The sequence below is a fragment of the Bacillus sp. FJAT-50079 genome, from assembly GCF_018343515.1.
In the GTDB taxonomy this organism is placed as follows: Bacteria; Bacillota; Bacilli; order Bacillales; family Bacillaceae_C; genus Lederbergia.
In genome coordinates this window covers 165,093-178,207 of record NZ_JAGYPD010000005.1, presented here as the reverse complement: position 1 = coordinate 178,207, position 13,115 = coordinate 165,093, and the positions used below count along the sequence as shown (strand labels likewise).

The 13,115-nt window shown below is 41.1% G+C and carries 13 protein-coding genes; all 13 read left to right on the top strand.

Features of this window, described 5'->3' with window-relative positions; all coding sequences use genetic code 11:
• Positions 1–69 precede the first annotated feature (69 nt).
• Positions 70–1,767 (top strand): peptide ABC transporter substrate-binding protein, encoded by a 1,698-nt coding sequence (locus KHA95_RS14580; RefSeq protein WP_213138255.1) that lies wholly within the window; start codon positions 70–72, stop codon positions 1,765–1,767.
• A 78-nt stretch (positions 1,768–1,845) separates the two neighbouring features.
• Complete coding sequence (locus tag KHA95_RS14575) at positions 1,846–2,778, top strand: ABC transporter permease (protein WP_213138254.1); 933 nt, start codon at positions 1,846–1,848, stop codon at positions 2,776–2,778.
• Positions 2,775–3,704 carry an ABC transporter permease gene (locus KHA95_RS14570; protein WP_213138253.1) on the top strand — a complete coding sequence of 310 codons (930 nt, stop codon included), beginning with the start codon at positions 2,775–2,777 and terminating at the stop codon, positions 3,702–3,704. Before KHA95_RS14575 ends, KHA95_RS14570 begins: the two co-directional genes overlap by 4 nt.
• A gap of 12 nt (positions 3,705–3,716) precedes the next feature.
• Entirely contained in the window at positions 3,717–4,724 is a 1,008-nt protein-coding gene (locus KHA95_RS14565) for an ABC transporter ATP-binding protein (protein ID WP_213138252.1), read from the top strand.
• Entirely contained in the window at positions 4,721–5,710 is a 990-nt protein-coding gene (locus KHA95_RS14560; protein ID WP_213138251.1) for an ABC transporter ATP-binding protein, read from the top strand. The genes KHA95_RS14565 and KHA95_RS14560 overlap by 4 nt, the downstream gene beginning before the upstream one ends.
• A gap of 164 nt (positions 5,711–5,874) precedes the next feature.
• Positions 5,875–6,999 carry an ATP phosphoribosyltransferase regulatory subunit gene (locus KHA95_RS14555; RefSeq protein ID WP_213138250.1) on the top strand — a complete coding sequence of 375 codons (1,125 nt, stop codon included), beginning with the start codon at positions 5,875–5,877 and terminating at the stop codon, positions 6,997–6,999.
• Positions 6,996–7,616: an ATP phosphoribosyltransferase gene (gene hisG, locus KHA95_RS14550; RefSeq protein WP_213138249.1), complete on the top strand. Its 621-nt coding sequence runs from the start codon at positions 6,996–6,998 to the stop codon at positions 7,614–7,616. The genes KHA95_RS14555 and hisG overlap by 4 nt, the downstream gene beginning before the upstream one ends.
• Complete coding sequence (gene hisD, locus KHA95_RS14545; RefSeq protein ID WP_213138248.1) at positions 7,613–8,896, top strand: histidinol dehydrogenase; 1,284 nt, start codon at positions 7,613–7,615, stop codon at positions 8,894–8,896. The genes hisG and hisD overlap by 4 nt, the downstream gene beginning before the upstream one ends.
• Entirely contained in the window at positions 8,893–9,954 is a 1,062-nt protein-coding gene (gene hisC / locus KHA95_RS14540; RefSeq protein WP_213138247.1) for a histidinol-phosphate transaminase, read from the top strand. The genes hisD and hisC overlap by 4 nt, the downstream gene beginning before the upstream one ends.
• Entirely contained in the window at positions 9,947–10,534 is a 588-nt protein-coding gene (gene hisB, locus KHA95_RS14535; protein WP_213138246.1) for an imidazoleglycerol-phosphate dehydratase HisB, read from the top strand. Before hisC ends, hisB begins: the two co-directional genes overlap by 8 nt.
• A gap of 175 nt (positions 10,535–10,709) precedes the next feature.
• The gene (hisA, locus tag KHA95_RS14530) at positions 10,710–11,414 is read left to right on the top strand and encodes a 1-(5-phosphoribosyl)-5-[(5-phosphoribosylamino)methylideneamino]imidazole-4-carboxamide isomerase (protein ID WP_213138245.1); all 705 of its coding nucleotides are present in this window, start codon (positions 10,710–10,712) and stop codon (positions 11,412–11,414) included.
• Positions 11,411–12,172 (top strand): imidazole glycerol phosphate synthase subunit HisF, encoded by a 762-nt coding sequence (hisF, locus tag KHA95_RS14525; protein ID WP_213138244.1) that lies wholly within the window; start codon positions 11,411–11,413, stop codon positions 12,170–12,172. Before hisA ends, hisF begins: the two co-directional genes overlap by 4 nt.
• Positions 12,162–12,812: a bifunctional phosphoribosyl-AMP cyclohydrolase/phosphoribosyl-ATP diphosphatase HisIE gene (gene hisIE, locus KHA95_RS14520; protein ID WP_213138243.1), complete on the top strand. Its 651-nt coding sequence runs from the start codon at positions 12,162–12,164 to the stop codon at positions 12,810–12,812. Before hisF ends, hisIE begins: the two co-directional genes overlap by 11 nt.
• Positions 12,813–13,115 lie beyond the last annotated feature (303 nt).

The following is a 13,115-nucleotide window of genomic DNA, read 5'->3' as shown; positions in this document are numbered from 1 at the left end:
ATGTGAACGAACTATGAAGACGCATCATAGATTTCACGTTACTAAATATGATCACAAGGGGGATTTTGTTTGAAGAAGTCACAGTTTTCTTTCGTCGTGTTGTTTTTGTCTCTAATCCTATTGCTCGCCGGCTGTTTTAGCGGTGGAACAGAACAAACGAGTAATCAAGGTGAAAACGAAAATGACGGTCAATCGGCTGAACAGGAAGAAAAAGAAGAAGCGCCTGCAGATAAGAAAATTTTATATCTCAATAATAATGAAGAACCAGGTGCATTACATCCAGGTTTGGCACAAGGTACGCATGATTCATGGATATTGGAGCATGCCTTTGAGGGATTGACAAAGAAAACGCCTGAGGGAGAAATTATTCCTGGAATGGCTGAAACTTGGGATGTCAGCGATGACGGCTTAATTTGGACGTTTCATTTAAAAGATGGAATGAAATGGTCGAATGGTGATCCGGTTGTTGCAGAAGACTTTGAGTATGCTTGGAAATTTGCTTTAAATCCGGAAAGTGCCTCCGATTATGCATACCAGCTTTATTATTTAGAAGGAGCAGAGGAATACAATAGTTCTGAAGATGAGGCAGGGTACGAGGCGCTAGAAGCGAAGGTAGGAGTTACTGCAAAAGATGAAAAGACGCTTGAAGTGAAGCTTGCACAGCCAACGCCGTATTTCCTTGATTTGACTTCTTTTTACACATACTATCCAATTAATAAAAAAGTCCAAGAAGCAAATCCTGATTGGTCATTGGAGGCTGCTAGCTATGTATCTAACGGTGCGTTTAAGCTGACGGAATGGAACCATAAGGAAAGCATGAAACTTGAAAGAAATGAAAACTATTACGATAAAGATAAGATCAAACTTGATGAGGTTCAATTTGTCATTATTGACAATGAAGACACGGCCTGGCAAATGTATCAGGCTGATGAGCTTGATCTCGTGTATCCACTTCCGCAAGATGTTCAAGGTCAATTAGTAGAATCTGGCGATCCAGAATTTAATAATGGTCCGGATCTAGCAGTCTATTATTATAACTTAAACAATGATGTGAAACCGTTTAATAATAAAAAGGTTCGCAAGGCACTTTCAATGGCCATTGATCGACAAACGATCACAGAGCACGTATCACAAGGTGGACAACAGCCGGCCTATTCGATTATCCCACCGGGAATGCCAGATGTGAGCGGTGACTTCCAGGAAAATACGGGAGAATTATTTGAAGATAATGCAGTGGATGAAGCAAAAAAACTGCTTGCCGAAGGACTTGCAGAGGAAGGCATGGATGCATTGCCGGAATTTACAATTGTATATAACACTTCCGAAGGACATAAGAAAATCGCCGAAGCTGTTCAGGAAATGTGGCGCAAAAATCTTGATATATCAGTAATACTTGAAAACGTAGAATTCCAAGTCAAACTGGACCGTGAGAAAGCAGGCGATTATGAAATTTCTCGAGGTGGTTGGGTTGGCGACTACGTTGATCCAATGACATTTATCGATCTTTGGGTAACGGATGGTCCATTTAATGATGCGAACTGGAGCAATGCTGACTATGACAGTTATGTAAATACAGCGAAATCATCGATGGATCAAAAAGAGCGTATGGAAGCGATGCATAAGGCTGAAGAAATTTTAATGGATGAAATGCCAATCATGCCAATTTATTTCTATACGAAACCGTTCATGGTGAAGTCACATGTTAAAGGAGTTTACACACCAATTAATAGTTATCCACAGTTTATATATGCGGATATCGAGAAGTAAAAAACGTTTTGATCAAAAATCGAGGTATGTCTAAAGGACATACCCCGATTTTTCTAATCGTTGATCGGGGTGAAATGTATGCTCAAATATACGTTGAAACGATTCATATGGGCTTTGATCACTTTATGGGTCATCATTACACTTACATTTATTATTATGAAAATCATCCCTGGCAATCCATTTGCCAAGGAAGGTCCTATGCCAGAAGCGATATACAATAATTTGCAGCGTCATTATAATTTGGATAAACCAGAAATTGTTCAATATGGCTTGTACTTAAAATCATTGCTCCAATTGGATTTTGGTCCATCTATGAAATCTAAAACACTTACGGTCAATGATTATATTAAAAAAGGTTTCCCGGTTTCCCTTCACCTTGGATTGCAGGCACTCGTCATCGCCATCACATTTGGCTTGATTTTAGGTGTCATTGCAGCGTTATACCACAATCGTTGGCCAGATTATCTTTCGATGATTATTGCAATAATCGGTATTTCCGTTCCGAGCTTTATTCTCGCAACGTTCCTTATTCAATATTTTGCCGTCCACTTGCGAGTCCTGCCTGTTGCCACATGGAAGTCATGGTCACACACGATCCTTCCTTCGATTTCATTAGCGATGATGCCATTGGCTTATCTTGCCCGCTTGATGAGGTCGAGCATGTTGGAAGTGATGAATCAGGATTATATGTTAACAGCAAAAGCAAAGGGATTGTCAAGAAGCGCAGTTATTATTAAACATGCGATTCGGAATGCATTGCTTCCAGTTGTAACTGTACTAGGAATTACGACTGCAAACCTAGTAACGGGAAGCTTTATTGTTGAACACATTTTTGGCATTCCCGGAATGGGAGAAATGTTCGTAAAAAGCATCTTTAATCGTGATTACTCTGTTATTTTAGGATCGACGGTTTTTTATAGTGCGATTTTAATCTTTTTAATCTTTATCGTCGATGTTGCGTATACGTGGATTGATCCACGCATTAAGGTCACGGGGGAGGGCAGTCAATGAGCAATCAAATCAAACTGACGGAAGAGATGTTTCAGCCAGCTGTTCATAATTTTGAGGCAGCAGAAAAAATTTCAAGGCCATCGATCTCCTATTGGGCGGACGTTTGGCGCAGGCTCAAAACAAATAAACTGGCGATGTTTGGATTGATCACGATTGTCCTCCTTCTCATCATGGCGATCATTGGCCCGCATTTAAATGGATTTACATATTACGAGCAAGATTTTGCTAAAAAGAATTTGAGACCGAATGCTGAGCATTGGTTTGGGACAGACTCGGCAGGGAGGGATTTATTTACACGTGCTTGGTATGGAGCTAGGATTTCCTTATTTATTGGCTTTATGGCTGCTTTGATCGATTTCGTTGTTGGGGTTGTGTATGGAGGGATATCGGCGATCCGTAGTGGAAGAACGGATAATGTAATGATGAGAATTGCCGAAATTTTATATGCAATCCCGTATTTATTAGTCGTCATTTTAGTCATGATTGCGATGAAAAGAGGAATTTGGCCAATTATTATTGCGATGACAATTACCGGCTGGATCCCGATGGCCCGGCTTGTACGCGGTCAAGTGCTTCAATTGAAGGAAATGGAATATGTTCATGCTGCCACAGCGATGGGGGCAAAAATGAGCTGGATATTGAGAAAGCATATGATTCCGAACACGCTTGGTCCGATTCTTGTCAATATAACTTTGACAGTTCCGACAGCTATTTTTGCTGAAGCAACATTAAGTTATCTTGGATTAGGCGTTCAACCTCCACAAGCAAGCTGGGGAACGCTTGTGAATGATGCGCTTGGCAGCATTCATATCGGGAATTTTTATCAATTGCTCATTCCATCTATATTAATTTCCTTGACGATGCTGGCATTCAATGTGTTTGGGGATGGTTTACGTGATGCCCTCGATCCAAGATTGCGGAATTAGGAGGGGAGCCTTATGGAAAATATTTTAGAAGTGAAAGATTTGCATGTATCCTTCCAAACGTATGCTGGGGAAGTACAAGCCGTTCGGGGCGTTGATTTTGTGGTGAAAGAAGGAGAAACGATTGCCATCGTAGGTGAGTCAGGTTGCGGAAAAAGTGTGACTGCTAAATCAATCATGAAGCTCTTACCATCACCACCTGTTCACTATAAACAAGGTTCGATCATTTTTGATAGGAAAAATTTGCTTGCTGCAAGTGAAAAAGAAATGCAAAAAATACGTGGAAACCAAATTAGTATGATTTTTCAAGATCCGATGACTTCACTTAATCCAACGAGCAAGGTGGGCAACCAAATTATTGAGGCGCTCATGCGTCATAATAATATTGGAAAAAAAGCTGCCGTTGAAAAGGCGTTACACTTGCTTCAACTTGTCGGTATCCCACAACCCGAAAAAAGAATTGCCCAATATCCTCATGAATATTCGGGAGGGATGAGACAAAGGGCGATGATTGCAATTGCTTTGGCGTGCAATCCCCGACTGTTAATCGCGGACGAACCTACAACAGCGCTTGATGTAACGATACAAGCCCAAATACTAGAATTAATGAAAGAGATTCAGGAGCAAACAGGCACATCGATTATTTTAATTACTCACGATCTAGGGGTCGTTGCCGAGATGTGCGATAGAGTCATTGTTATGTACGCGGGTCAGGTGGTGGAAACAGGAACGGTTGAAGAACTATTTGCTCAGCCACAGCATCCATATACGAAAGGATTGCTTCGGTCTGTACCAAGACTTGACATGGATAAAAAGCAACCGCTTACCCCGATTATTGGTACACCGCCCGACTTGATCGATCCGCCCAAAGGATGCCCTTTTTATGCACGATGTGAGTTTGCGATGAATGTATGCAAAGATCATCAACCAGAAATACAAGAGGTAAACAACGAACAATCTGCCTCATGTTGGCTTCATCATCCATTAGCGAAAAAACAATTGACAGGGGGAGGAACGTTATGACAGTCGAACTTCATAGTAAGATAGCTGACAAGAATGATATTCCTTCATCTCCCTTACTACAAGTAAGAAATCTGAAAAAGTATTTTTCAGTAGCAAATAAGCAATTAAAGGCAGTCGACGGACTAACATTGGATATTTATCAAGGGGAAACGGTTGGGCTTGTTGGAGAAAGTGGATGTGGCAAATCAACAGCTGGTCGAACAATGGTCCGTTTATATGAAGCAACGGAAGGAGAAGTATTGTATCAAGGGAAAAATATATATGCGGCGAATCAGCGTGAGCTGGCAAAGCTACGGCGTGAAATTCAGATGATTTTTCAAGATCCGTATGCTTCACTAAACCCGCGAATGACGGTTGAGGAAATCATTGGCGAGCCATTTGCCATTCATCGAACGCTTCATGGCAAAAAGAAAAAAGAACGAATTAAGGAGCTGCTCACATTAGTAGGGTTAGATCCAGATCATTTGAATCGCTTTCCTCATGAGTTTAGTGGAGGACAACGACAAAGAATTGGAATCGCTCGTGCGCTCGCACTAAATCCAAAATTTATCGTTTGTGATGAGCCGATATCTGCGCTTGATGTTTCGATTCAAGCACAAGTTGTTAATCTATTAAAAGAACTTCAAAAGAAAATGGATTTAACGTATTTATTTATCGCTCACGATTTATCGATGGTAAAATATATTTCTGATCGAATTGTTGTCATGTATTTAGGGCAAATGGTTGAGCTTACAGACAGTTTACGTTTGTATGACGACCCACTCCATCCATATACACAAGCATTGCTATCGGCCGTACCGATTCCTGATCCTACACATCAACGGGAACGAATTGTTTTAAAAGGTGATGTCCCAAGTCCGATCGATCCACCAAGCGGCTGTGTATTTCGAACCCGTTGTCCCGTAGCAATGGAAATTTGTTCAAAGATGAAGCCGGAATGGCAAGAGGTGAAGCCTGGGCATTTCGTTGCTTGTCATCTTTATTAGAATCAATGCAGCCTGAAATGATTTACTATAATCGTTTCAGGCTTTTAATATGAAATATCTAAAAGTGTTTGACTGCTTTTTTCTTTTATGATAAAGTGAGATCAACTTAAATCCTTTAGTTCGATAGAGTGATAGTGGAATAAAGAAATCAGAGGTGACCGAATATGTTTTTGCCAGCCGGAAGCAAGGATGAAATGGGAGTGGCAGTTAGCAGCCGTTTTCATGTAATAGAAAAGTTCAGAAAAGTGGCTACACTTCGTGGGTATAATGAAATTTCTACACCCGTGATTGAATATGCATCAACTTTTACGAACGAATATGTTGATATGAAATTGCAAAACATGATGAAATGGTTCAATTCAGAAGGAGAGATTGAGGTGCTCCGCCCAGATTGGACGACGGCGATCGCAAGAGCCTTATCTAACCAAGAGAAGTACCCGCAGAAATGGGCGTACGCCGGATCGGTTTTTAAACAGAACATGCCTGGTGTGGAGCATTATCAGGCGGGGGTGGAAATGATTCATATGCCTGAGCTAATGGGAGAAGGTGAAAGCTTACTCATGGCTCAATCGTTTTTAAAGGAATTGAATGTCGGCGCAAGTGTAATTGAATTGGGGCATGCTGGAATTTACGAACAGCTTGCATCTGAATTAACTTTATCTAGAGCAGACCACGAACGGTTAAGAATCGCGATGCATGACAAAAAGAAGGACGAAGTATTCCAAATTGCCGCTGCAAATGGTGATAAGAAATTAGCCAATGAATTAGCCAGTTTAGTAGATGCATTTGGCCAAATGGAAATTATCACTGAATACGAAAAACGCTGGGAAAATAAGCCGGAATTATTAAATATGCTCTTGCATTTGAAAAAACTTGTCCTCATTATTAAAGAATCGGGGAATGAAGAAATACTCGTGGATCTAGGAAGAGTAAAAAATCTACCTTATTATTCAGGAATTATGTTCCGAGGATTTTTGAAGCAATCAAGTACTGTTTGCTTTTCAGGTGGACGTTATGATCAATTATATGATCAATTTCAGGAACAAGTATCGGCCGTAGGATTAGCGTTTGAAGTAGATGTGCTAGCTGAACAAATTCAAATCGAAAAATCACAACAAAAAATATGTATTATTGCCGAAGATGATTCACTTGTCTTTGCGGAGCAATTGCGAAGTGAATTTGCTGATTGCATCGTTGATGTTCAACCGGCAAATGCCCGGTTAGATGGATATGATAAAGTGTTCGAAATTACGAATAAGGATGGAAAGCTAGAGGTGTTAGAAAAATGAAGCCAGTCCTTGCTTTAACAAAAGGAAGATTAGAAAGACAGTTTATCGCATTTTTACAAGAACGTGGCTATGATGTTCAGCCATTGATCGATAAAGGAAGAAAGCTGCAAGTAGAAACGAGTGAATTTTTCGCTGTTTTTGCTAAAGGTGTTGATGTCGCTACATACGTGGAACACGGGATTGCCGATCTTGGAATTATCGGTGCAGATATTTTATTAGAGAATGAGCCCGATGTATTTGATCTATTACCGCTTCCATTTGGAAAATGCCGCTTTGCGATTGCAGGTGAGCCATTAACACATTATTCACAGCGTAAACAACGGATTGCTACTAAATATCCGAACATAACGACGAAATATTTTCGCGAAAAAGGAAAGTCGATTGACATTGTGAAATTAGAAGGATCAGTGGAATTGGCACCGTTGCTCGGGCTTGCTGATGATATTGTTGATATCGTTGAAACAGGCAATACATTGGAGGAAAACGGGCTTATCGTTAAGGAAGAGATGTTCGATCTTTCAGCACGCTGCATTGCTAATCGAAATTCATTAAAGCTGAAAAAAGCAATGCTCTATCCATTAATTGAATCATTTAAAGTGGAGGAGGCGGTTATATGATACCAACTTATCTTGCTGATCAATTTACCGCCACATTTATTTCAAGGAAAACAAAGAAAAGCTCGTTTGATGGGCAAATCATCGAAACAGTAAAAGAAGTGATTGAAAACATTAAAGCAAATGGGGAAGCCGCTTTAAAACAATATACGGAAAAATTTGATGGTGGAGTTCCTGAACAGTGGATAGTTACTGATGAAGAGAGAAAGGCGGCATGGGAGGAAGTTCCTCAAGATGTCATTGAATCGCTGCAAAAGTCAGCCGCAAATATTCGTTCTTTCCATGGAAAGCAACTTCAACAATCAAGAATGATGGAAATGACGGAAGACATCGTGAGCGGTCAGCTTTTTCGGCCAATCGAAAGGGTCGGGGTGTATGTTCCCGGTGGTACCGCTGTTTATCCATCAACGGTGTTAATGAATACGATTCCTGCCGTCTTAGCAGGTGTAAGCGAAATTGTGATGACAACACCTGCCCGAAATGGCGGAGCAATTTCACCAATTTTATCTGTTGCCGCTGATATAGCTGGTGTTCATACGATTTATAAAATGGGCGGCAGCCAGGCGATTGCGACATTGGCATATGGGATCGAAGGAATTGATCCCGTTGATAAAATTGTTGGACCTGGAAATGCGTATGTTGCTTGCGCAAAGTCTCTTGTTTTCGGAGATGTTGGCATCGATATGATTGCAGGACCATCAGAAGTGGCGATTATTGCCGATGAAACAGCGAACCCTCGCTTTATCGCCGCCGATCTGCTTGCTCAAGCTGAGCATGATCAAAAAGCAAGACCGTTTCTTTTTTCGACTTCGGAAAAAATATTGAAGGAAACGAAGGAAGAATTAAAAAAGCAATGTGATACACTTCCGAGAAAAGAGATTGCCGAAGTGGCATTAACATCTGAAGGAGCGGCCGTTCTCGTTGAATCGCTCGATGAAGCTTTCCGGCTTGTTAATGCGTTAGCCCCAGAACATTTGGAATTGCAGGTCGCTGATCCTCTTGCCCAATTAAGCAAGGTGAAAAACGCTGGCTCTGTATTTATCGGCCATTACACACCAGAATCCGTCGGAGATTATTTTGCAGGGCCTAACCATGTTTTACCGACGGCTGGAACAGCGAGATTTTCTTCAGGGTTATCTGTTGATGATTTTGTGAAAAAGACGACGTATGTTTATTATTCTGAGCAAGCATTGCGCAATGCGGCACCATATATTGAAAGAATTGCGACTGAAGAACAATTGGCTGGCCATGCGCGTGCTGTAAAAGTGAGGATGGAACAATGAGAAAATCGATTCAAACATTAACTCCGTATAAAGTAAAGCCTGAATATGATATGATTCGACTCGATAGCAATGAGGCATTTATGAGTCTGCTTTCATCTGCTGATTTTTCAAAGTTGGAAGAAATAGCGATTAACCGTTATCCGGCTGAAAGCTCTGAACGGCTCGTCACTGCTTTTGCAAAATACAGCGGTTTTCCCGCTGAAAATATTTTGCCGGGAAATGGTTCTGACGAATTGATTACAATCATATCTCAATATGCACTTGATCCAGGAGATCAAGTCATTGTTTTAGAACCGGATTTTTCGATGTATGAAAAGAATGCGCTCGTTATGGGAGCGAATATAACGAAGATTGATCTGAAGGCTGATTTTTCCCTTCCTCTTGAAACGGTGAAAGAGGAAATTCAGTTGAAAAAGCCAAAATTATTATTTTTATCGAACCCAAATAATCCAACAGGACAATTGTATTCAGAAGCTGAAATTGAATCATTGATTAAGGAGCTCGCACAAGTAGGCGGTTTGCTTATTTTGGATGAAGCATATATCGATTTTGCGGGAGAGTCTGCGTTCGCTAACAAATTTCTTAACTATGAAAATCTGATTATTTTGCGAACCGCGTCAAAAGCACTTGGGATGGCGGCATTAAGGCTCGGCTTTTTAATTGCTAATGATCAATTAATTGCTGGCATTAGCTGCATTAAGCCTCCTTACAACGTTAATACACTTTCGGCATCGCTAGGGACACAGCTATTAGAAAAACCAAATGTGCTCGATCAATTTTTATTATTGCAATTGGAGCAAATCGCCGAGCTGGAAGAAATTATGACGGAATTTGCAGCACGTACGAACAGTGCTGTCCTTTTTCCAAGCCAAGCGAATTTTTTCTTAATGAAAATGGATGGAGCAAAACAATTAGCCGATTTTCTATATGAAAGAAAAATTAAAATCCGCTTCTTCGATGATGAATCATTAAAAGCAATCAGAATTTCGGCTGGAACGACGGAGGAGCATGATCGTCTGCGATCGGCATTAAGTGAATGGAGTGAAAGCAATGCGTAGCGCATCAAATAGAAGAGAAACTTCAGAAACAAAAATTGAGTTAGAAATTCGTTTGGACGATCCAGAAGTCGTTGAGATTAAAACAGGTGTTGGTTTTTTTGATCATATGCTCGATGCGTTTGCTCGGCATGGCAGATTCGGACTAACGTTAAAGGTAGACGGTGACTTACATATTGATAGTCATCACACCGTTGAGGATGCGGGCATCGTTCTCGGGAAAGCAATCCGTGAAGCTCTTGGGAATAAGGTAGGGATCGTTCGCTACGGTTCCGCTTATGTGCCAATGGATGAATCGCTCGGCTTTGTCGCTTTAGATATTAGCGGGCGCCCATTTCTCCATTTTGAAGGCGAATTTGAACGCCAATCATTAGGCAATTTTGACACAGAGCTTGTGAAAGAGTTTTTCCGCGCCTTTGCTTTTAATTCAGGGATAACGTTGCATGCCCGTGTTTTATATGGAGAAAATACACATCATAAAATTGAAGCATTGTTTAAAGCGTTAGGACGCTCGCTCGCACAAGCCGTGCAAATTGATCCGAACATCAAAGGGGTCAATTCGACAAAAGGGCTGCTTGAATAAGTGGTAGGATTTTACAATCGGTAGTAAAGTGGCGAAGATCGTTAGTAAACCTGCGACAATCGGTAGTAAATGACCAAAGATCGGTAGTAAATCTGCAATAATCGGTAGTAAACAACTCAAGATCGGTAGTAAATACGCAATCATTGGTAGTAATTGCGATTCAGGGGGATGCATGATGAAGATTTTGCCAGCAATGGACTTAATAAATGGAAAATGTGTAAGGCTTTATCAAGGTGATTTTAAGCAAACGATGCAGGTAGGCAGTGATCCGATTTCACAGCTGAAAACATTTATCGCAGATGGTGCTGAGATCATTCATATTGTCGACTTGGATGGCGCTCGTTCTGGCAAACCGGAACAGCTTGAATTGATTTCTCAACTCTGTGAAATATCGTCCGTTCCAATCCAAGTAGGTGGCGGCATTCGCTCGATGGAAACGGTAAGATCGTATATTAAAGCGGGTGTTTCAAGGGTTGTTCTAGGTACAGCTGCATTGGAAGATGAAAGCTTCTTAAAAGAGGCGCTAAAAAATTATCAAGCAAATATCGTCGTAGGCATCGACGCTCGTGACGAGAAAGTCGCTGTGAGCGGTTGGATTGCAGAGACAGACGTCGATTACATTGAATTTGCCCAAAAAATGGAGCAACTTGGCGTAAAGACGATTGTTTTTACTGATATTTCTAAAGATGGGACGATGGCAGGACCAAATCTTGAACAACTGAAAAAGATAAACGAGGCAGTTGATTGTACGATTGTTGCTTCAGGTGGGATTCGAAATCAAGCAGATCTCGATGCGATCGCGGAACTTGGAATTACCGAGGCAATCGTTGGAAAAGCGATGTATGAAGGAACAGTCAAATTAAGAGGCGGTGTACAATGACACTAAAAAAAATCATTCCATGTTTAGATGTGAAAGACGGAAAAGTCGTGAAAGGTGTTAATTTTGAAGGATTGCGCGAAATGGGTGACCCTGTTGAAATGGCAAAAAATTATTCCGACAATGGCGCAGATGAATTAGTGTTTTTAGATATTTCCGCGACAACTGAAGGAAGAGATACGATCGTTGACGTCGTGAAGCGAGTCGCAGAAAAAGTGAAAGTTCCCTTTACAGTCGGCGGCGGCATCAAATCACTCGATGATATTTCACGAGTGCTTGAAGCCGGCGCAGATAAAGTTGGGATTAGCTCGGCAGCAGTTGTCCGTCCTGAGCTAATTGCTGAAGCAGCGGAAAAATTTGGTCGTGATCGAATTGTTGCGGCGGTTGATGCGAAGCTTTTTCCTGATGGCTCATGGCATGTGATGACACGCGGCGGGTTGCATGATTCGGGGCTTGACGCGATTGAATGGGCAAAAAAACTTGAGGAACTTGGTGCAGGCTCGATTTTATTAACGAGCGTTGATCGTGACGGCGTTAAGGACGGGTATGATTTAGCTTTAACGCAAGCCATTGTCGATGCAGTTAGTCTTCCTGTAATCGCCTCAGGCGGTTGCGGAAATGGTGAGCATATTGTCGAGGTGTTTAAAGGAACAAATGTTGCCGCTGCGTTAGCCGCATCGATTTTTCACGAAAATATCATCAATGTAGCAGAAGTAAAAGCATTGTGCCGCGAGCAGGGAGTGAAAGTAAGTGAAAGTTGATTTTTCCAAAGGATTAGTTCCTGCCGTGATTGTTGATGATCGGAATGGCGAAGTACTTATGCTTGCCTATATGGATGAAAAAGCATACGAGAAAACGCTCGAAACGAAAGAAACATGGTTTTATTCTCGTTCACGCGAGGAGTATTGGAACAAAGGAGCAACATCGGGAAATAAACAAATCGTCAAATCGATTCAACTCGATTGTGATGGCGACTCACTGTTAATTCGAGTAGAGCCGCTCGGACCAGCTTGTCACACAGGAGCCCAATCATGTTTCTACAATTGGGTCGAAGGTGAGGAGCAAGAGTTAACAAATACGTCGATTTATCAAACACTTAGCGAAGAAATCGAGGAGCGGAAAACGGCTCCGATTCAAGGATCATATACAAGCTATTTATTTGAAAAAGGCACCGATAAAATCGCCAAAAAGCTAATCGAAGAAGCAGGCGAAGTGATTATTGCCGCTAAAAATAATGATAAAGATGAGCTCGTGAATGAATGTGGAGATCTTTTGTATCATCTGCTTGTCTTGCTCGCAGATCAAGACGTTTCATTAGAGTCAGTTGAAGCAGAACTATGCAAGCGCTCATCTAAAAAAGGCAATGCGAAAAAAGAACGACGAGAAATTGAACAGTGGTAAATGGAAGGGTCTATCTTGAAACAGATGTTTTAAGATAGGCTTTTTTGTTGGCATCAACATCTGCACAAAATGTAGGCGTTTTTTAGCAAGGAGTATTTCACGTATAATGCTGCTTAAATACCCGATCCTATTGCCATAAGTCTCAATTAATAATAATATTAAAATGATAATTTTAGATTTAGAAAAATTTGTAAATTTTCAAGGGGACAAACACGATTATTATAATTGTGAAGCAGAGGGGAAACTATGGGAAGAAAATATTAATATTTGTTTGTATCTTTTCTTTAGTTGCAGCGTGTTCTA

Excerpts from the sequence above, each read along its gene's own strand:
- KHA95_RS14575 (WP_213138254.1), top strand. The coding sequence starts at position 1,846 with ATGCTCAAATATACGTTGAAACGATTCATATGGGCTTTGATCACTTTA.
- hisA (WP_213138245.1), top strand. The coding sequence starts at position 10,710 with ATGAAGATTTTGCCAGCAATGGACTTAATAAATGGAAAATGTGTAAGG.
- KHA95_RS14560 (WP_213138251.1), top strand. The coding sequence starts at position 4,721 with ATGACAGTCGAACTTCATAGTAAGATAGCTGACAAGAATGATATTCCT.
- hisD (WP_213138248.1), top strand. The coding sequence starts at position 7,613 with ATGATACCAACTTATCTTGCTGATCAATTTACCGCCACATTTATTTCA.
- KHA95_RS14565 (WP_213138252.1), top strand. The coding sequence starts at position 3,717 with ATGGAAAATATTTTAGAAGTGAAAGATTTGCATGTATCCTTCCAAACG.
- KHA95_RS14570 (WP_213138253.1), top strand. The coding sequence starts at position 2,775 with ATGAGCAATCAAATCAAACTGACGGAAGAGATGTTTCAGCCAGCTGTT.
- hisB (WP_213138246.1), top strand. The coding sequence starts at position 9,947 with ATGCGTAGCGCATCAAATAGAAGAGAAACTTCAGAAACAAAAATTGAG.
- hisG (WP_213138249.1), top strand. The coding sequence starts at position 6,996 with ATGAAGCCAGTCCTTGCTTTAACAAAAGGAAGATTAGAAAGACAGTTT.
- hisC (WP_213138247.1), top strand. The coding sequence starts at position 8,893 with ATGAGAAAATCGATTCAAACATTAACTCCGTATAAAGTAAAGCCTGAA.
- hisF (WP_213138244.1), top strand. The coding sequence starts at position 11,411 with ATGACACTAAAAAAAATCATTCCATGTTTAGATGTGAAAGACGGAAAA.
- KHA95_RS14555 (WP_213138250.1), top strand. The coding sequence starts at position 5,875 with ATGTTTTTGCCAGCCGGAAGCAAGGATGAAATGGGAGTGGCAGTTAGC.